The 17,146-nt window shown below is 36.9% G+C and carries 3 protein-coding genes and 1 tRNA gene; 2 read left to right on the plus strand and 2 right to left on the minus strand.

Features of this window, described 5'->3' with window-relative positions:
* Together AC2D6T_RS11690 and AC2D6T_RS11695 are read right to left on the minus strand one after the other, a co-directional pair.
* On the minus strand, positions 1–13,334 hold a 13,334-nt coding region (locus tag AC2D6T_RS11690; protein ID WP_484681609.1), incomplete at its 3' end, for an MBG domain-containing protein.
* A 793-nt stretch (positions 13,335–14,127) separates the two neighbouring features.
* Positions 14,128–14,212, minus strand: a tRNA-Ser gene (locus AC2D6T_RS11695).
* A 239-nt stretch (positions 14,213–14,451) separates the two neighbouring features.
* On the opposite strand from AC2D6T_RS11695, the gene aroC reads away from it, so the two are divergent.
* Together aroC and AC2D6T_RS11705 are read left to right on the plus strand one after the other, a co-directional pair.
* Positions 14,452–15,516, plus strand: a complete 1,065-nt coding sequence (aroC, locus tag AC2D6T_RS11700) for a chorismate synthase (RefSeq protein ID WP_484681610.1) — start codon at positions 14,452–14,454, stop codon at positions 15,514–15,516.
* 54 nt (positions 15,517–15,570) lie between these two features.
* Positions 15,571–17,028, plus strand: a complete 1,458-nt coding sequence (locus AC2D6T_RS11705; protein WP_484681611.1) for a glycosyltransferase family protein — start codon at positions 15,571–15,573, stop codon at positions 17,026–17,028.
* Positions 17,029–17,146 lie beyond the last annotated feature (118 nt).

The raw sequence follows: 17,146 nt of genomic DNA on the forward strand, positions 1-17,146 counted from the left end.
GTTTGGGCTTGACCTGTGTATACCAAATCTGCTATGGTTGCTGTTGTAATGTCTGTACTCGTAATCGACTTACTTGCAATGGTAAACGTTCCTGCAACATAGGTAATCGCATAGTTAGTAGCCGTGAAACCTGAAGCGGTAATTGCGTAGGTGTTTGCTGCCTCTCCTGTTGCTCTGCTTATCAATAGCGTTCCTGATAAATCATCTTGGTCTTCATCATTTACAAAACCTGTATAGCTTACCGTTAATGCTGGATCTGCCTCTCCAAAGCCCTTACTCTTGTCGTCTGCTGTGATGGTAAGTGATGCTTTGGTAATAGTGAAAGTTACTGTTTTTGTACCACTGTAATCACCTGTTCCTGTAATTGTAACTGTGGCTGTTCCTACATTGGTATTGTCTGCATAACTTAGCGTGTAATCGGTATCTTGAGTCAGTACTGTTGTACCATCTTTAACCGCTAGCGTTGGGGTTTGGGCTTGCCCTGTGTATACCAAATCTGCTATGGTTGCTGTTGTAATATCTGCACTCGTAATCGACTTACTTGCAATGGTAAACGTTCCTGCAACATAGGTAATCGCATAGTTAGTAGCCGTGAAACCTGAAGCGGTAATTGCGTAGGTGTTTGCTGCCTCTCCTGTTGCTCTGCTTATCAATAGCGTTCCTGATAAATCATCTTGGTCTTCATCATTTACAAAACCTGTATAGCTTACCGTTAATGCTGGATCTGCCTCTCCAAAGCCCTTACTCTTGTCGTCTGCTGTGATAGTAAGTGATGCTTTGGTAATAGTGAAAGTTACTGTTTTTGTACCACTGTAATCACCTGTTCCTGTAATTGTAACTGTGGCTGTTCCTACATTTATATTGTCTGCATAACTTAGCGTGTAATCGGTATCTTGAGTCAGTACTGTTGTACCATCTTTAACCGCTAGCGTTGGGGTTTGAGCTTGCCCTGTGTATACCAAATCTGCTATGGTTGCTGTTGTAATGTCTGTACTCGTAATCGACTTACTTGCAATGGTAAACGTTCCTGCAACATAGGTAATCGCATAGTTGGTAGCCGTTAAACCTGAAGCTGTAATTGCATAGGTATCTGCTACCTCTCCTGTTGCTCTGCTTATCAATAGCGTTCCTGATAAATCATCTTGGTCTTCGTCATTTACAAAACCTGTATAGCTTGCTGTTAATGCTGGATCTGCCTCTCCAAAGCCCTTACTCTTGTCGTCTGCTGTGATAGTAAGTGATGCTTTGGTAATAGTGAAAGTTACTGTTTTTGTACCACTGTAATCACCTGTTCCTGTAATTGTAACTGTGACTGTTCCTACATTTATATTGTCTGAGTAACTTAGCGTGTAATCGGTAGCTTGAGTCAGTACTGTTGTACCATCTTTAACCGCTAGCGTTGGGGTTTGGGCTTGACCTGTGTATACCAAATCTGCTATGGTTGCTGTTGTAATGTCTGTACTCGTAATCGACTTACTTGCAATGGTAAACGTTCCTGCAACATAGGTAATCGCATAGTTGGTAGCCGTTAAACCTGAAGCGGTAATTGCATAGGTATCTGCTACCTCTCCTGTTGCTCTGCTTATCAATAGCGTTCCTGATAAGTCATCTTGGTCTTCGTCATTTACAAAACCTGTATAGCTTGCTGTTAATGCTGGATCTGCCTCTCCAAAGCCCTTACTCTTGTCGTCTGCTGTGATAGTAAGTGATGCTTTGGTTATAGTGAAAGTTACTGTTTTTGTACCACTGTAATCACCTGTTCCTGTAATTGTAACTGTGGCTGTTCCTACATTGGTATTATCTACATAACTTAGCGTGTAATCGGTATCTTGAGTTAGTACTGTTGTACCATCTTTGACCGCTAGCGTTGGGGTTTGGGCTTGACCTGTGTATACCAAATCTGCTATGGTTGCTGTTGTAATGTCTGCACTTGTAATCGACTTACTTGCAATGGTAAACGTTCCTGCAACATAGGTAATCGCATAGTTGGTAGCCGTTAAACCTGAAGCGGTAATTGCGTAGGTGTTTGCTGCCTCTCCTGTTGCTCTGCTTATCAATAGCGTTCCTGATAAATCATCTTGGTCTTCATCATTTACAAAACCTGTATAGCTTACCGTTAATGCTGGATCTGCCTCTCCAAAGCCCTTACTCTTGTCGTCTGCTGTGATAGTAAGTGATGCTTTGGTAATAGTGAAAGTTACTGTTTTTGTACCACTGTAATCACCTGTTCCTGTAATTGTAACTGTGGCTGTTCCTACATTTATATTGTCTGAGTAACTTAGCGTGTAATCGGTATCTTGAGTCAGTACTGTTGTACCATCTTTAACCGCTAGCGTTGGGGTTTGGGCTTGACCTGTGTATACCAAATCTGCTATGGTTGCTGTTGTAATAGCTGTACTTGTAATCGACTTACTTGCAATGGTAAACGTTCCTGCAACATAGGTAATCGCATAGTTCGTAGCCGTTAAACCTGAAGCGGTAATTGCGTAGGTGTCTGCTGTCTCTCCTGTTGCTCTGCTTATCGATAGCGTTCCTGATAAGTCATCTTGGTCTTCATCATTTACAAAACCTGTATAACTTACCGTTAATGCTGGATCTGCCTCTCCAAAGCCCTTACTCTTGTCGTCTGCTGTGATAGTAAGTGATGCTTTGGTAATAGTGAAAGTTACTGTTTTTGTACCACTGTAATCACCTGTTCCTGTAATTGTAACTGTAGCTGTTCCTACATTGGTATTATCTACATAACTTAGCGTGTAATCGGTATCTTGAGTCAGTACTGTTGTACCATCCTTAACCGCTAGCGTTGGGGTTTGGGCTTGCCCTGTGTATACCAGATCTGCTATGGTTGCTGTTGTAATGTCTGTACTTGTAATCGACTTACTTGCAATGGTAAACGTTCCTGCAACATAGGTAATCGCATAGTTGGTAGCCGTTAAACCTGAAGCTGTAATTGCATAGGTATCTGCTACCTCTCCTGTTGCTCTGCTTATCAATAGCGTTCCTGATAAGTCATCTTGGTCTTCGTCATTTACAAAACCTGTATAGCTTACCGTTAATGCTGGATCTGCCTCTCCAAAGCCCTTACTCTTGTCGTCTGCTGTGATGGTTAGTGATGCTTTGGTAATAGTGAAAATTACTGTTTTTGTACCACTGTAATCACCTGTTCCTGTAATTGTAACTGTAGCTGTTCCTACATTTATATTATTTGTATAACTCAATGTGTAATCCGTATCTTCTACAAGTGTCGTACTACCGTCTTTTATGTCTAAAGTTGGTGTTTGGGCTTGCCCTGTGTATACCAAATCTGCTATGGTTGCTGTTGTAATGTCTGTACTTGTTAATGGAGTGGTTAGTTTTATTTCCAGTTCATCTGTGGTACTATCTGTCTTGGTTGACCCATCTGAAGTCCTAGTAGCAGTTGCCGAAATAGCATAAGTCCCTTCTGTTAATGATGTGGTCACCACTACAGACCATGAAGATCCATTAATGGTTAGTCCATTACCTACCGTATAAGTTACGCCACCAATGGTAACAACCAATGTATCATCTCCTTCATTTGAACCGCCCCAAGTTCCTGTTACGGTTGGTGTTTGGGTATTTGAGGTTTGACTCACTACCGTTGGAATGAACAATGTATAACTGGTTACCTCATCTAGGTTAGACTCTATGAAGTTCCCAAGTTCACGCCAGGTCAAACTCATGTCTGCCGTCTTATCATTGATCCCACCAATATCTCCATTGGCAGTCTGAGAAGTTGAAGTAAAGGCTACAAGACCTGATACATCTCCGCCTGTTAATTCGGTTCCCAAGTAATCCGTAGTCCATGACTTAAAGCTCGATTCTGTGAAGGCAAATTCTAGCCAAGTATCATCTCCGTTATTTTGACCTCCTACAGGACCGTCGTCAATATCTACAACTGTTGTGGACTCTCCTACAGTTGCATAACTCAGAATGCGGGCATCTCTTGCCCCTAGCTCACGCTCTATATTTGCGTCGTTGCTATTCTCCCATGCTGTTTCCGATGGACCGCTTCCATCCTTACTAGAAACATGCGCATGATAGGCCACATAAGGCGTCTGATCTTTTAAGTTCGCCTCGATCACAAAGTCTATCTTGTAATCATTATCAACGTCCATCCCATAATAAAAACTTGTTTTCGGTGCATTCTTATTACCCAAACGCACTCGGAAATAATATACTTTATCTATTGTACCGTCTGAAAAACTATAAGTCCCCTGTTGCGCCTGCATCATCGCATCCGTCGTATTACCTACCAAATCCGTATCTGCTGTCGCCTGCTGATCGTCGTTTGGATCAAAATTTTCCCCAGCAAATAAATTACGCCACACACCCGTAGGCGATGGAACAGTTACCTGAGTAACGCGCACTGCCAGCTTATAGGTCTTCTTTGCTATACCATCACTTGCTGTTACCTCTATCGTGTAGAGCTGATAAGCCATCAAGTTACTGGCTGTATAGGCCGTGCCACTAGTATGTGCCACATTATTTATCTTTAGCGTCGCTGAAGTATCGTCGGTAAATGGTGTGAAATTTACACTACTTATTCCTGCGATCAATACTACACTATACTCCGTCGTCTCCGAATTAAATACAGGACTTAGCGTTCCTGCTGATGTTGTTAAACTCGAAAGATTGGCATTATCGTTAGTACTTGCCACACGCATCAAAGCATACTTTCCAGTATTCCCTATAACAGGATCAAGTGTACTTAAATCTGTATTTGCATCTACTTGCGTGCGCGTATTGCTTTCTCCGCCAACTGCTGCTTGTACTCCTGTACTCTCTGTTTCTTTACCTGAGTATAATAAGGCTCTAGCGCCAGATTCAACAGTAATTAAACCGTTATTTGTGATTGTAATATTCCCATCACCTTCATTACCTGACGTGGCGTCTTTATCTGCATATAGTTGTATTGCATCACCTGTTGCTAGCGTAGAAACAATCGGCTCTGTCAATTCCAGGTCACCTGATAATGTTGCAAGTTCAATTGCGCCAGAAGAATGAATACCTGTAGGATTGACTGTTCCAATAGTTAGATCATCTGCATCTGTATAACTTAACGCGCCGATAGGAGAACTACTTGACCCAGCAGCAAGGGTATTGATATCATTGCTTGTATGGTCTAATGTTACTGTCCCAGCTCCATTTAATGCTAGACCATTGGCAATGAGGTATCCAGACACTCCATCTGTAAGTGAAGTTGAGCTCGTAATAGAGATTGTATTATTTGTTGCGGTAAGTGGGAAATTTACAGATACAGCTCCTCCAAATAAAGATATCGGACCAGCAATAGCTGTCGATGAACCAATCGTTATTGCTTGTGTATTATCAGAATGACCAATAGTTAGTCCTGATATATCAACTGAGTATGATAAACCAGAAGTATTAAAGAGGTTTGTAAAAGAATTATTAGTCTGTGGAGTGATTGCAACTATACCTGATGTATTAAAGTTGAAAACATTAGTACCGGTAGATGTAAAATCATCTCCAATGACAGTTATATCACTTGAAGACGTTGTTACAGATGTAGCAGCTTTTCTACCAAGATTAACCTGCCCTGCAGATTGAATGTTAATGCCTTTAGCTTTGGTATTTAAAATAATATCACCAATATTGGATAAAAGATTGAATATGCCGCTATTAGTAGAATATCCAAGATTAATACCTTTATCAACACCTTCCGTAGTCCAAATGATACCGCCTCCATTGCTAGCTTGAATAGTAGCTGTCCCTTCTACCCATGTACCGTAAGACCAACCTGTACCGGCATTTGATGAAACCGAATTAACAATAATGGCATCACTAGCAACACTTGAACTTGTTAACGTTACCACTTCTGATGAAGAATGTAGTGAATGATGTCCAAAGATTAATGAAATTTCATTGTTTGACTTGGCATCCATATAAATTTTACCATTTCCTGTATTTATAGTTAAATCACCAATAGCTAGAATACCTCTTTCTACACCAGCATTATCTCCAAAACCATAGGCAGCAAAGTTTCCTCCTCCAGTATCAATAGATGTATTTTCAAGATAAATACCACTACGCACATCCGCACGATTACTACCAAGGAAAACATCAGAACTAATCGATGCACCAGCTGTAGCATAGCCATCACCAACGGTTAAACCATTCCAAGTATTGGTGCCAGAACCACCACCCATCCATAAGTGGCCTAAATTTGTTGTAATTGAAGAACCATCTCTTAGTAAGATGTATCCGTCTGCTCCTCCTATACCATCACTATTTGACCAAAAAATCACATCTCCACCATCAGTGGTAATTGATTTATTTGTAGCTAATGTAATATCATCTGAAGCCTTTAGTAAAACATCTCCATTGGTGGTTCCAAGACTTGTGTTGATGTTTCCATCCACAATAATGTTTCCGCCATAGATACTAACAGGTCCAGCAATGGTTGCACCAGTAGACATGGTAATATCTGCTGTATTGGTAGGGACGCCAATGGTTAAACCAGTTAAATTACTATTAAATGTCCAGGTTGAAGAGCTAAAAGCTGAAGTAAAACTTGGTTGCTGAAACGATTGAATTACTAAGTTTCCTTGATCAACTGTTCCATTCGGGTCTCCTAAAGAAGTGGTAAAACTTGCTGTCCCATCATAATTTACTGAGAGTGTTTTTCCTGGATTAATATTTAAGAATTCTTGATTTGAGGTATAACTCAATTTTCCACTTGAATTAATCGTAATATCGCCATCAGCAAAAATGCGCGGATTAGCTCCTGTTCTAAGGGCATTACCGGCATAATTAGCAGCTGTATTTATAGCAGTAATAGTGAGATCATTATCCATATCAATCACCATACTAACGTTGCTACCATTGTAAACCGCAGAAGAGCCTAATCTTACACCATACATGGAAGAACCACCAGTTTGGCCATCTAGTATCAAATTATTACCGAAAAACTGTACGTTTGAAGTAAAAATCCCATCAAAGTTTCCTGATGTCTTTCCTTTTAAAGTAATATTACCTCCAGCTGAACCAGCTTTTGTAGTGTTTATAATGAAGCTCTCTAAGATGTTGCTATTGTAATTAAAACTAATTCCTGGAGCAGTTGTTGAACCATTAGCATAGCCGGTTGGCAAAGTTGTACCAGCACCTCCTGCCATAACTACATTTCCGCCATTGGTAACAATGTCTTGTCCTCCTAGACTAGCAAACGAAATATATCCTGCACCATTTTCATCACTATCTGCCCAATACACCACATCCCCGCCATTTGTACTGATGTCAACATAATTCCCCTGGGTAATATTTTCTGCAGCCTTAAGCAGTATATCTGCATCTGTTGCTGTAGATGTTAGGTTTTTATTGATCGCAATGTTACCACCATACATAGAAATAGGACCTGCTACAGTAATAGCATCTGTATTGTGGGTAATGTCAGATGTATTACCTGGCTTACCAATGGTTAAACCAGACATAATTTGACCATTTTTGTTAAAGCCAAACCAATCTGTCTCTACGGGGTTATTGGTGAAGCTATCACGATAGGGTTTTATGGCAACCTGACCCGTAGTTGCGATTTGAGGTTCATTGGATCCCCAAATAAATTTGTCATGTTGTATTAAAATATCACTTGAACTTTCTGTAATGGAAGATCCTGCTCTAGAACCGAAATAAGGAAGTGAAGAAAAATACAAGATACCCTCCTCTGCACCATCCTCTATACTAGTCATATTTATGGGGCCATCTTTTGCAAGCAATTCGAAAGTAGATCTGGCAATAAAATCATATTTATCTCCTGTAGAGGTAGAAGACTGCCCAGTACTTAAGCTAATTCCTCCTCCGTCTCCAGTAGCTAAAATACTGAGTGGAGAAGATGTTTCTACCTCCATTCCAACAATAGTACGACTTGTCCCTGTCCCTTTCCCTGTAATTTGAATAGCACTAGAAACGGTACTAGAAGAAGTAATTGTGGTTTTATTATTACCGTTTAAAGCAAAGAGAACTCCTGAACTGTAGGTGGTAGCGCCAGTTGCATTTTGGTTAATCCCCTCAATCGTAATAGTTCCTGTTCCACTGTCTATGAGTCCTGCTGAATCTAAATAATAAACTCCAACACCAGAATTACCATAGCCCGAAGTACTTTCACTTCTAGTAGAAGTTTTACCCTTCAATAAAATGTTACCGCCTTCTGAATTTAAATTTAAAATTTTATCTATTCTAATACCTTCTGTTCTATCACTAATATCTTCACCTATGGCATAACCGGTCCCTAGTGAATTTCCACCCCCTAGGGTTATATTACCACCATGAGTATTTATATCTAAACCTCCAGCCATTCTCAGTGTTCCCACTCCAGAATTATCCGTGTCTCCTGAAAGGATAAAATTCCCACCAGAAGTATTTGCGGAAATTTCCCCTGAATAGAGGTAACTACCGCTTGAATTTAAAGTAATATTACTTGTAGAAGAAGTAAGGTCATAATTAGTGTTAGCTGCATCGGTGTAGCCTAAGGTTAAATCTCCCCCGCTGTCTGAATAAAAACGAGCAGAAGTACTCCCAGAGGCTACAGATATATTTATATCCCCACCATTTGCAAGTACATAGATAGGGTCGTTAAACTGCAATCCTTCTGTATCATTTGTACCTGCTTTAGAGGTAATATTCACACCACCACCAACACCTGTGGCAACAAATTCATGTTGGCCAGATGAGTTTTCAATCCTAATCCCTTCTGCACTAGAGGAGCTCGAACCTGAGCTATCCCCTACAATTGTAATGGCATCGGCCGCAGGGCTTGCAGAGGTAAAGTAGTGGTTGGTACCTCCATAAATATAAAATCCTGTTGCTGTTGCGTTGGTTTGTGATGTAGGCGCAAGGGCAGAGATATTTATTTTTCCTGTACCACTATTGATGTCAGTTGATCCTCCGTATTTATAAAAACCTTCCATATGGTAAGCGCCCCAAGTAGCACCATACCCTTTACCTCGAATTGAAATATTTCCTCCAGTATCTGAATTATTGCCAGAACTATTTAGATTAAGTGCTCCATCTATACGAATCCCAGAACCAGATATAGAAGAATTATATTGTGTTCCCTCTGCGTATCCTGAGCCTAGACTGTCTGCACCCCCTAAGGTAATGTTACCTCCATAGGAATTAACCGAAAGGCCTGAACTGTAATATTGAAAACCTCCATTAGAAGCATTCGTATCAGAAGCAATAATGACATCTCCACCTGCAGTGGAACTATCTCCAGTAGCAATGGTCCACAACCCACCACCTCCTGTATTGGCATAAATACCCCCTTCAGACAGTATGTTTATGTTTCCAAAAGATTTCGTAGCAAGCGGTATAATTCCATTGACTGGTGTGCTATTGGCGCGCTGGCCTATAAAAAGCCCTGTACTTGTATAAAGTGTTCTAGACTCATGACCCTTCGCTGTGATAGAAATATCTCCCGCCGCAGAGAGAATTTGTGTTTTAGAACCACTTCCATAAAAATCAAAATTAACTCCTATTTGTCCTGACGTACTAGTTCCCTTCATAACAATAGCACCTCTGTTTGCTGTGGTAGCACTTGACTGAATGAGCACATTTTTATTAGCAGTGGCAGTTACAAAAGCTAAACCGTAGTAACTTGTAGAAGTACCCTGTATCTCAATGGCTGTTTCTGCAGTACTTTCAGAGACTATAGCAATATCATCATCGCTATAAACACCAATATCACTATCACTTGTTCCATTGAGCGATATAGAACCCGTTCCACTATTAATGACTATTCCATTTCCATCAAAAAAGATTCCCTTTTCAGTATCGGCTTCGCCAATAAAACGTATATTCCCATCCTCTGAGTCAAGATTTAGGTTATTGCTTACCCATATTCCATGGCTTGTGGTACTTTTACCATCTATTATAATATCTCCTGAGCCACTCTCTAGTGTTACACCTGTGCCGGTAAAACCAACACCAACACCACCTCCCTGGCCTCTCATTATGATATCTCCCCCAGCTGAATCTAAACTAACATTTGCCCCTAAATCTGCAGCCTTAATACCATCGTTATAGCTCCTGTACGCATACCCATCTGGAAAGCCATCACTATTGGAATCTAAACCACCAGCCAAAATAATAGCACCTCCTAAGGTACTTACCTTATTATTCCCTCTAAGATCTACTTCATTATTATCGGTTCCTGTAGTTACATTATTAGTATTTGACCATAAAATAACATCTCCTCCATTGGTCGTAAAATCTACATTTGTATCCATTACTACATATCCCTGCGCTTTAAAAATAATACTTGCATTTATAACGCCAGAGGTATCAAAATCTACATCATCAGAGGCATAAATATTATGACCGTAGACAGAAATTGGGCCTACAACTTGGTGGTCTCCTGATAGGGTAACATTATTTACACCTGCATTCAAAGAATAATTTGTAAGGGATGTGGTACCTCCTACCTCTCCTGATTGGGTCCAAGTCCCTGCGCTGGTAACACTTAAATCATATGTACCGTTTATACTGCCAGAGATGATTTGATTCCCTGCCGCAGATGTAATACTTGTATTAGAACCCAATGTAATAGCTCCAGAATAGGTGTTGTTTCCAGATAAAAAATAAAGCGCTCCAAGGCTTGAAACTCCATTTCCATTAAGTGTCAATGGGCTAGACACATTTATACCTCCTGACAACTGCAGGGTACCCCCGTTGTTAATTGTAACACCACTAGTGTTTCCCAGATCAGGAGCTGCTGAAATATCCAAAAGTCCATCATTTACAGTAACAGATCCAGTAAAATCATTATTGCCATTTCTTATTTTCAAGGATCCTGAACCACTCTTTATAATATTTTTATCAAAAGTGCCTGATTCAAACCTATTGTAATAATCAAAATCTCCAGTACCATTAAAAGTTATATCTCCATTAAACACAGGATTGTATTCTGGAGTATCAGTATCTCGCCAAAAAGACCAGGTGGTAGAGGTGTTATTTAAGAGAGTTGCTCCATTATCACCTACCGTAAAGGCCCTTTTGTTAACACCATTATTTTCAGCATCATCCCCCATAACACCATTGACTCCGGTAAATTCAAGAGTTCCTCCATTAATCACAAGAAGATTTGACTTATAACGCAAATAACCCAAATTTCCTGTCGAACTTGTCAATTCATACAGTCTCAAAGTTGCATTAGAATTAACGGTCACTACTCCATGATCCCCCCAAGTACCAGTGTTGTATAAACCACCAGTGCTTGTAATGTCTAACACCCCTCCATTAATAGTTACATCTCCAACAAAGGTGCTCTTAGCTGAAAGCGTAAGTGTTCCCGTTCCGGATTTAATTAAATTTGCAGATCCGGATATAATTCCAGATAAAGCATTGTTTGCGCTATTGGTCTCAAATTCTAAGGAAGTAACATCATTAATATTTCCTGCTCCCGAAATTTGCCCATCAGTTGTTTGAAGTTTTAAGCTGCGAGTGGAGGAAAATGAGGCATCGGTTGAAAAAGTAGTTTCATATACATGATTTATTTCTGCAGACTCATCTGGATCATTAGAGTTCAAACCGTGGCGCATAATTAAATTATCACTACGTTCTGCCACAAAGGTGATATCTACATATGCGTCATTCCAATAATCATTAACACCTAAATCTGTATTTCCACCCACTATACTATGTTGAAGCCCGTAATTTGCATGAGTAACATTTATTCCAGAATTATAATCTCGTGATGCTCTAAAATAAAGAGAGCCTGAGCTTGAGAATGAACCTACCTGAATTCTAAATACCTCAGAATCCCAACTGTCCCAAAAAAATAAACGCATGGAATACTCCTTCCCTGTCACTATATCTACGCCAGTATCTATATCTGTGTTATCATTTCTTCCATCTTTACGACCTGACCAATCCATCAAAAGACTAGGCGAACTAATAGATTTTTTCGTGTTGGTATAAGATATTACTCCAGCTCCTAAATTTAAATTACCTGTCCCTGTGTTATAAGTAACAGTACCTCCACTTTTTAGCAATTTAATATTACTACTGTTAAAATTTAGGTTACCATTTGAGGTTACAATAGATTGATCACCCGTCTTTTGCAAATGAACATCCCCACTATTGAAATTTACCGAACCACCATTTGTATTAATATCACCATCTAAAAAAACTTGGTCTCCCGACGCATTTACATTAAGCGTTAAAGCTGCATTTGCAGAAGAAATATTTTTTAGATAAATGTCTGCATCTGCAGTTAAGGTAAGGGTGCTATTGTTTGAGCCTGTGTAGGTAAAATCATTAGTAAAAACAATATGACCACTTCCTATCTGATATCCCCCTGCATGTGAATTACTCAAAACACTATTGATTCCGCTATTTGAGCTGTTTGTGGTTAAAATGCTCACATTAGATGAATTCAGCGCTGTGTTTAAAGTATTCAATTCAGCTACTCCAAGATAATAGTTGTAGGGATCCAACAACCACAAACCATCGTTTCCTGAAGGGGCCAAAGTAGATATTTGAATACCATCTGTTTCAAGTAAACTACCAGAGGTCTCAATTTTACCACCATCTCCAGAGCCACTTCCACCTTTGGCATGTATAGTTCCAAAGACTTTGGTAATAGAGACTTTGTTATGAATATCTGACCACAACACTACTGTTCCACCTTCTCCACTTTCGCTAGCACTGGCATCTATAAAAGCCTTCCTATGCATGGTCACTTTTGTGGCCTGTTTTAGTTTATTTGAATCTTCATAAACCCTATAATCAGAAGCAGCGCCCCCTTGCCAGTCTCCACCAACCAAAATGTTTCCTCCACCTTTAGGACTGTTTGTTAAAAGTTTGGCGTTTTCTGATAAGGTGATGTCTTTGGCTTCTATAATAATATTTCCTCCTTGACCATCGGGCGAAGCAGCATTAATTTCACTATTTACAAAAATACTACCTTGAGCTGCGTGATCATCTGTAACTGAAAGGTAAATCTCTCCACCGTAAATCTCAATAGGGGTATATACTTTTATACTGCTTTGCGCAATCAGTTTTAGTAAATGGGGTTTAGAACAATGTATGGAGGATTGAATAAGTAAGGTTCCTTTTTTTCCTTTGACTTGAATACTAAAATCTGCTAAGTCTAATGCTTTTTCAATAACACTTGGATGAATATTTGCATCTCCAGTTGCTACTAAAATATTTTTATAAATCGTCCAATTATTTCCCGAAGTACCTGATTCACCTGTATCACTAATAGAAATTGTTTGCCCATTTACCATCAATGATAAGAAAAAAAACACCAAAAAAACTTGTGTTTTTAAAATTGAAGCGTTTAAAATACTTCTCATAATTTATGAAATTTTACAATTAAAAAATGATGCATTATGTAGTGTATTTTCAATTAATTTATCTAAAGATTTTGTATTAAATGTGATATTTTTCAAGACTAAACAGAAAAATTATGTAGGTTATTATTTAATCAAATAATAAAAATAATACTAATTACTTTTAATTGATTTAAATTTTATAAAAAAAATGTGTTTTTTTATAAAAAAGGACACCTATTTTTAAAAAAGAGGACTATTATTTGTGTTGGATTTTTTTGAGTTTGTATACATTTCTATAATAGAAAAGAGATTGATTTGAATAAAATACACCTTTATTTATTCAAATTTTAGTTTTTAAATAGTCTTCTCTAAAATAGCTATTAGATATACATAGTAGTTGGGCTATATATACATTTCACAGACACTGTCCAAAAAAGAAAACGACTTTAAAATCGATAGGGGGTATTGTTTTAAGAATAATGGCTGGAATTTTTTGGCTTTTTTTTGAAGGTTTTTATTTTTATAAAGATTTATCAGCAGTTTAGGATACTTCCTTATTTATCTTATTAATGTTTAGTAATGTATTGTTATAATGTGCAGTATTACAAAAGGAAAGTCAGCAGTAAATCATTGTTAAATCCTATTATTATAAACAAGTATTAAATTGACAGTAATAATATCTCAAGGTAATTATTTAGCAATTACTAGAATAATAAAAAATGTATATTTAAACAATAACTGACTAACAACTGACTAAAAACAGCAACAAAAAACCGTAAATACTTATTAATAAAGTAATTACGGTTTTTAAATGCGGAGAAAGAGGGATTCGAACCCCCGGACCTGTTACAGTCAACAGTTTTCAAGACTGCCGCATTCGACCACTCTGCCATTTCTCCAGAAGCCTCATCAGGTATTCCCTGATTGCGGATGCAAATATAGAAAGGTTTTTTATTTCTTTAAAATAAAAAAGATGTTTTTTTTTACTTTTTTGAATATCATTTTTTAAAGAAGCTATCTACTTCAATATCAATGCTTATTTACAAATAAAAAATACTAGAAATCATTATTTAAAGAATAATTTTAAAGTTTTATCTATACATGTTATTATATTTGTATTTCTAAAATTTACTATAAAATGTCATTTAATTCTTTTGGAAATTTATTAAAAGTTACAACATATGGAGAATCTCATGGAACAGCTATTGGTGGTGTTATTGATGGATTTCCTGCTGGTTTAAAAATTGATTTTGAGGCTATACAAGAAGAACTAAACAGACGTAAACCTGGACAATCTAAAATTGTTACTCAACGTAAAGAGCCAGATACTGTAGAATTTTTATCAGGAATTTTTGAAGGAAAAACCACAGGAACCTCTATTGGTTTTGTGATTAGAAATACAAATCAGAAATCTAAAGATTACAACCATAATACAAATGTATATAGACCTTCTCATGCTGATTTTACTTACGACCAAAAGTATGGTTTAAGAGATTATAGAGGTGGTGGTAGAAGTTCTGCTAGAGAGACTGCCAATTGGGTTGTAGCTGGTGCTTTGGCAAAACAATTGGTTGCTAGCATTAATATTAATGCCTTTACATCTTCTGTGGGCGATATTTTTATGGAAAAATCTTATCAGGAGGTAGATTTTTCTAAAACAGAAAGCAATATTGTACGTTGTCCAGATGAAGTCTCTGCTGAGAAAATGATTGCTAAAATTAAAGAAATTAGAAAAGCGGGAGATACTATTGGAGGAACTATAACTTGTGTAGCACAAAACGTTCCTGTTGGTTTAGGTGAGCCTATATTTAATAAATTACATGCGGCACTTGGCCAAGCAATGTTATCTATAAATGCTGTAAAAGGTTTTGAATTTGGTAGTGGGTTTTGTGGTGCAAAAATGAAAGGTTCTGAGCATAACGATATTTTTAATGCAGATGGTTCTACACAATCCAATTTATCTGGAGGTGTACAAGGTGGAATTTCTAACGGAATGGATATTTACTTTAGAGTTGCTTTTAAGCCTGTAGCTACTATTATGAGCTCTCAACAAACCATCAATTCAGAAAATGAAGTTACAGAAATTACTGGTAAAGGAAGGCATGACCCTTGTGTTGTACCTAGAGCTGTACCGATTATAGAAGCAATGACCGCTTTGGTGTTAGCTGATTTTTGGTTATTGAATAAAACAAGAAAAGTTTAATTTATTGAAAACAAGATGTAAATTAAATTCATTTTATATAGTTTTATAAAAATTATGAATTTTATATTTACATCTCGAAAAATAATTTTTACGATTGCTGTAATAGTATATTTCTGTACAGCTTTGTTTAGTGTCGGTTATTTTAGTGCTGATGAACATTATCAAATTATAGAATTTGCTGGTTTATTAGATGGTTCCAGTATCCCTGCAGACTTACCTTGGGAATATGAAGCAAAAATTAGACCTTCTATTCAGCCATTTATAGCTTATCTAGTTTTTAAGGTTTCTTCATTATTTTCGGTTTCAGATCCTTATTCAAAAGCTTTACTTCTAAGGTTATTAACTGCTATATCAGCATTATATGTAATAGAGAGATTTATTATAGAAGCCAAAAATTTTATTGATAAAAAAAATTGGCCACTTTTTTATATACTTAGTTATTTTCTATGGTTTTTGCCATTTATAAATGTCAGGTTTTCATCAGAAACCTGGTCTGGTTTATTCTTTTTGGCAGGTGTTAGCTTTATATTAAAAAAAAATAAAAATACGTATCAATTTTTATTGATAGGTATTCTATTAGGTTTTAGCTTTTTGTTTAGATATCAAATTGCATTTGCTATTTTTGGATTATTTTGTTGGTTTATCTTTCTATCTAAAGAAAAATTAACACATATCATTATTTGTCTTTTAGGAGGATTAATCATTTTTTCATTTGGTATCCTTTTAGATTATTGGTTTTATAAAGAATTAACACTTACAAGCTATAATTATTTTTTCGTTAATATTATCGAAAATAAAGCCTCTGAATTTGGCACTTCTCCTTGGTACTATTACATATTATCAATTGCATTTTTTGGAATATTACCAATTGGAACCATTATACTAATTTCAGCAATATTTTTTGTGATTTCTAAAAGAGAACATATTTTTACTTGGGCAATAGTACCTTTCTTTTTGGTTCACTGTTTAGTACCTCATAAAGAAATTAGATTTTTATTTCCAATCATAAATTTTGTACCATTTATAATAGTTAGTAGCTATCAAAAACTAATTATTAAATATGTAAAATATAAAAAAAGTGTTTGGTTAAAAGTTTTTATAATAATTATAATTAGCTTTAATATTACTTTTTTATATTTTACAACTTTTAGGTCTGCTGGAAATGGAAGGTCTGACATTGTAAAAAAAATTCATCAACTTAATACTAAGAAATATCTAAACTTATTTGTTACTAATGATTTTTATCCGAAATATGAATGGATACTAAACTCTAAATTTTACGAAGAAAGAAATGCTAGTTTTATAAGTTTAGAAAACATTAATTTCAAAATGTTAAAAAGAGTAAATCCCGATACAACTAACCTTATAATACTATCCTTAAACGATTTAGAAAAAAGAAATTTTAAAGATATAAATATTAAAATGAAAGAAGTTGAAACCACTTTTCCGAAATTCCTATTTCCATTTTTTAAAATTACTAATCTGGGGGATAGGGTTTTTATATTATTGTGACGTCCTGAAATAGCGTTACAGAATTAATAATCTAAAGGTAGTGATTTTATATCACTGCCTTTTTTGCTTTTATATTGTTTTCTTTTGACTTTATTTTGTTGATGCATTTGATTTGGTG

The sequence above is a fragment of the Polaribacter sp. YIW18 genome (genome assembly GCF_057219325.1).

Bases quoted from the DNA above. Each gene is read 5' to 3' on its own strand.
- aroC (WP_484681610.1), top strand. From the start codon at position 14,452: ATGTCATTTAATTCTTTTGGAAATTTATTAAAAGTTACAACATATGGA.
- AC2D6T_RS11705 (WP_484681611.1), top strand. From the start codon at position 15,571: ATGAATTTTATATTTACATCTCGAAAAATAATTTTTACGATTGCTGTA.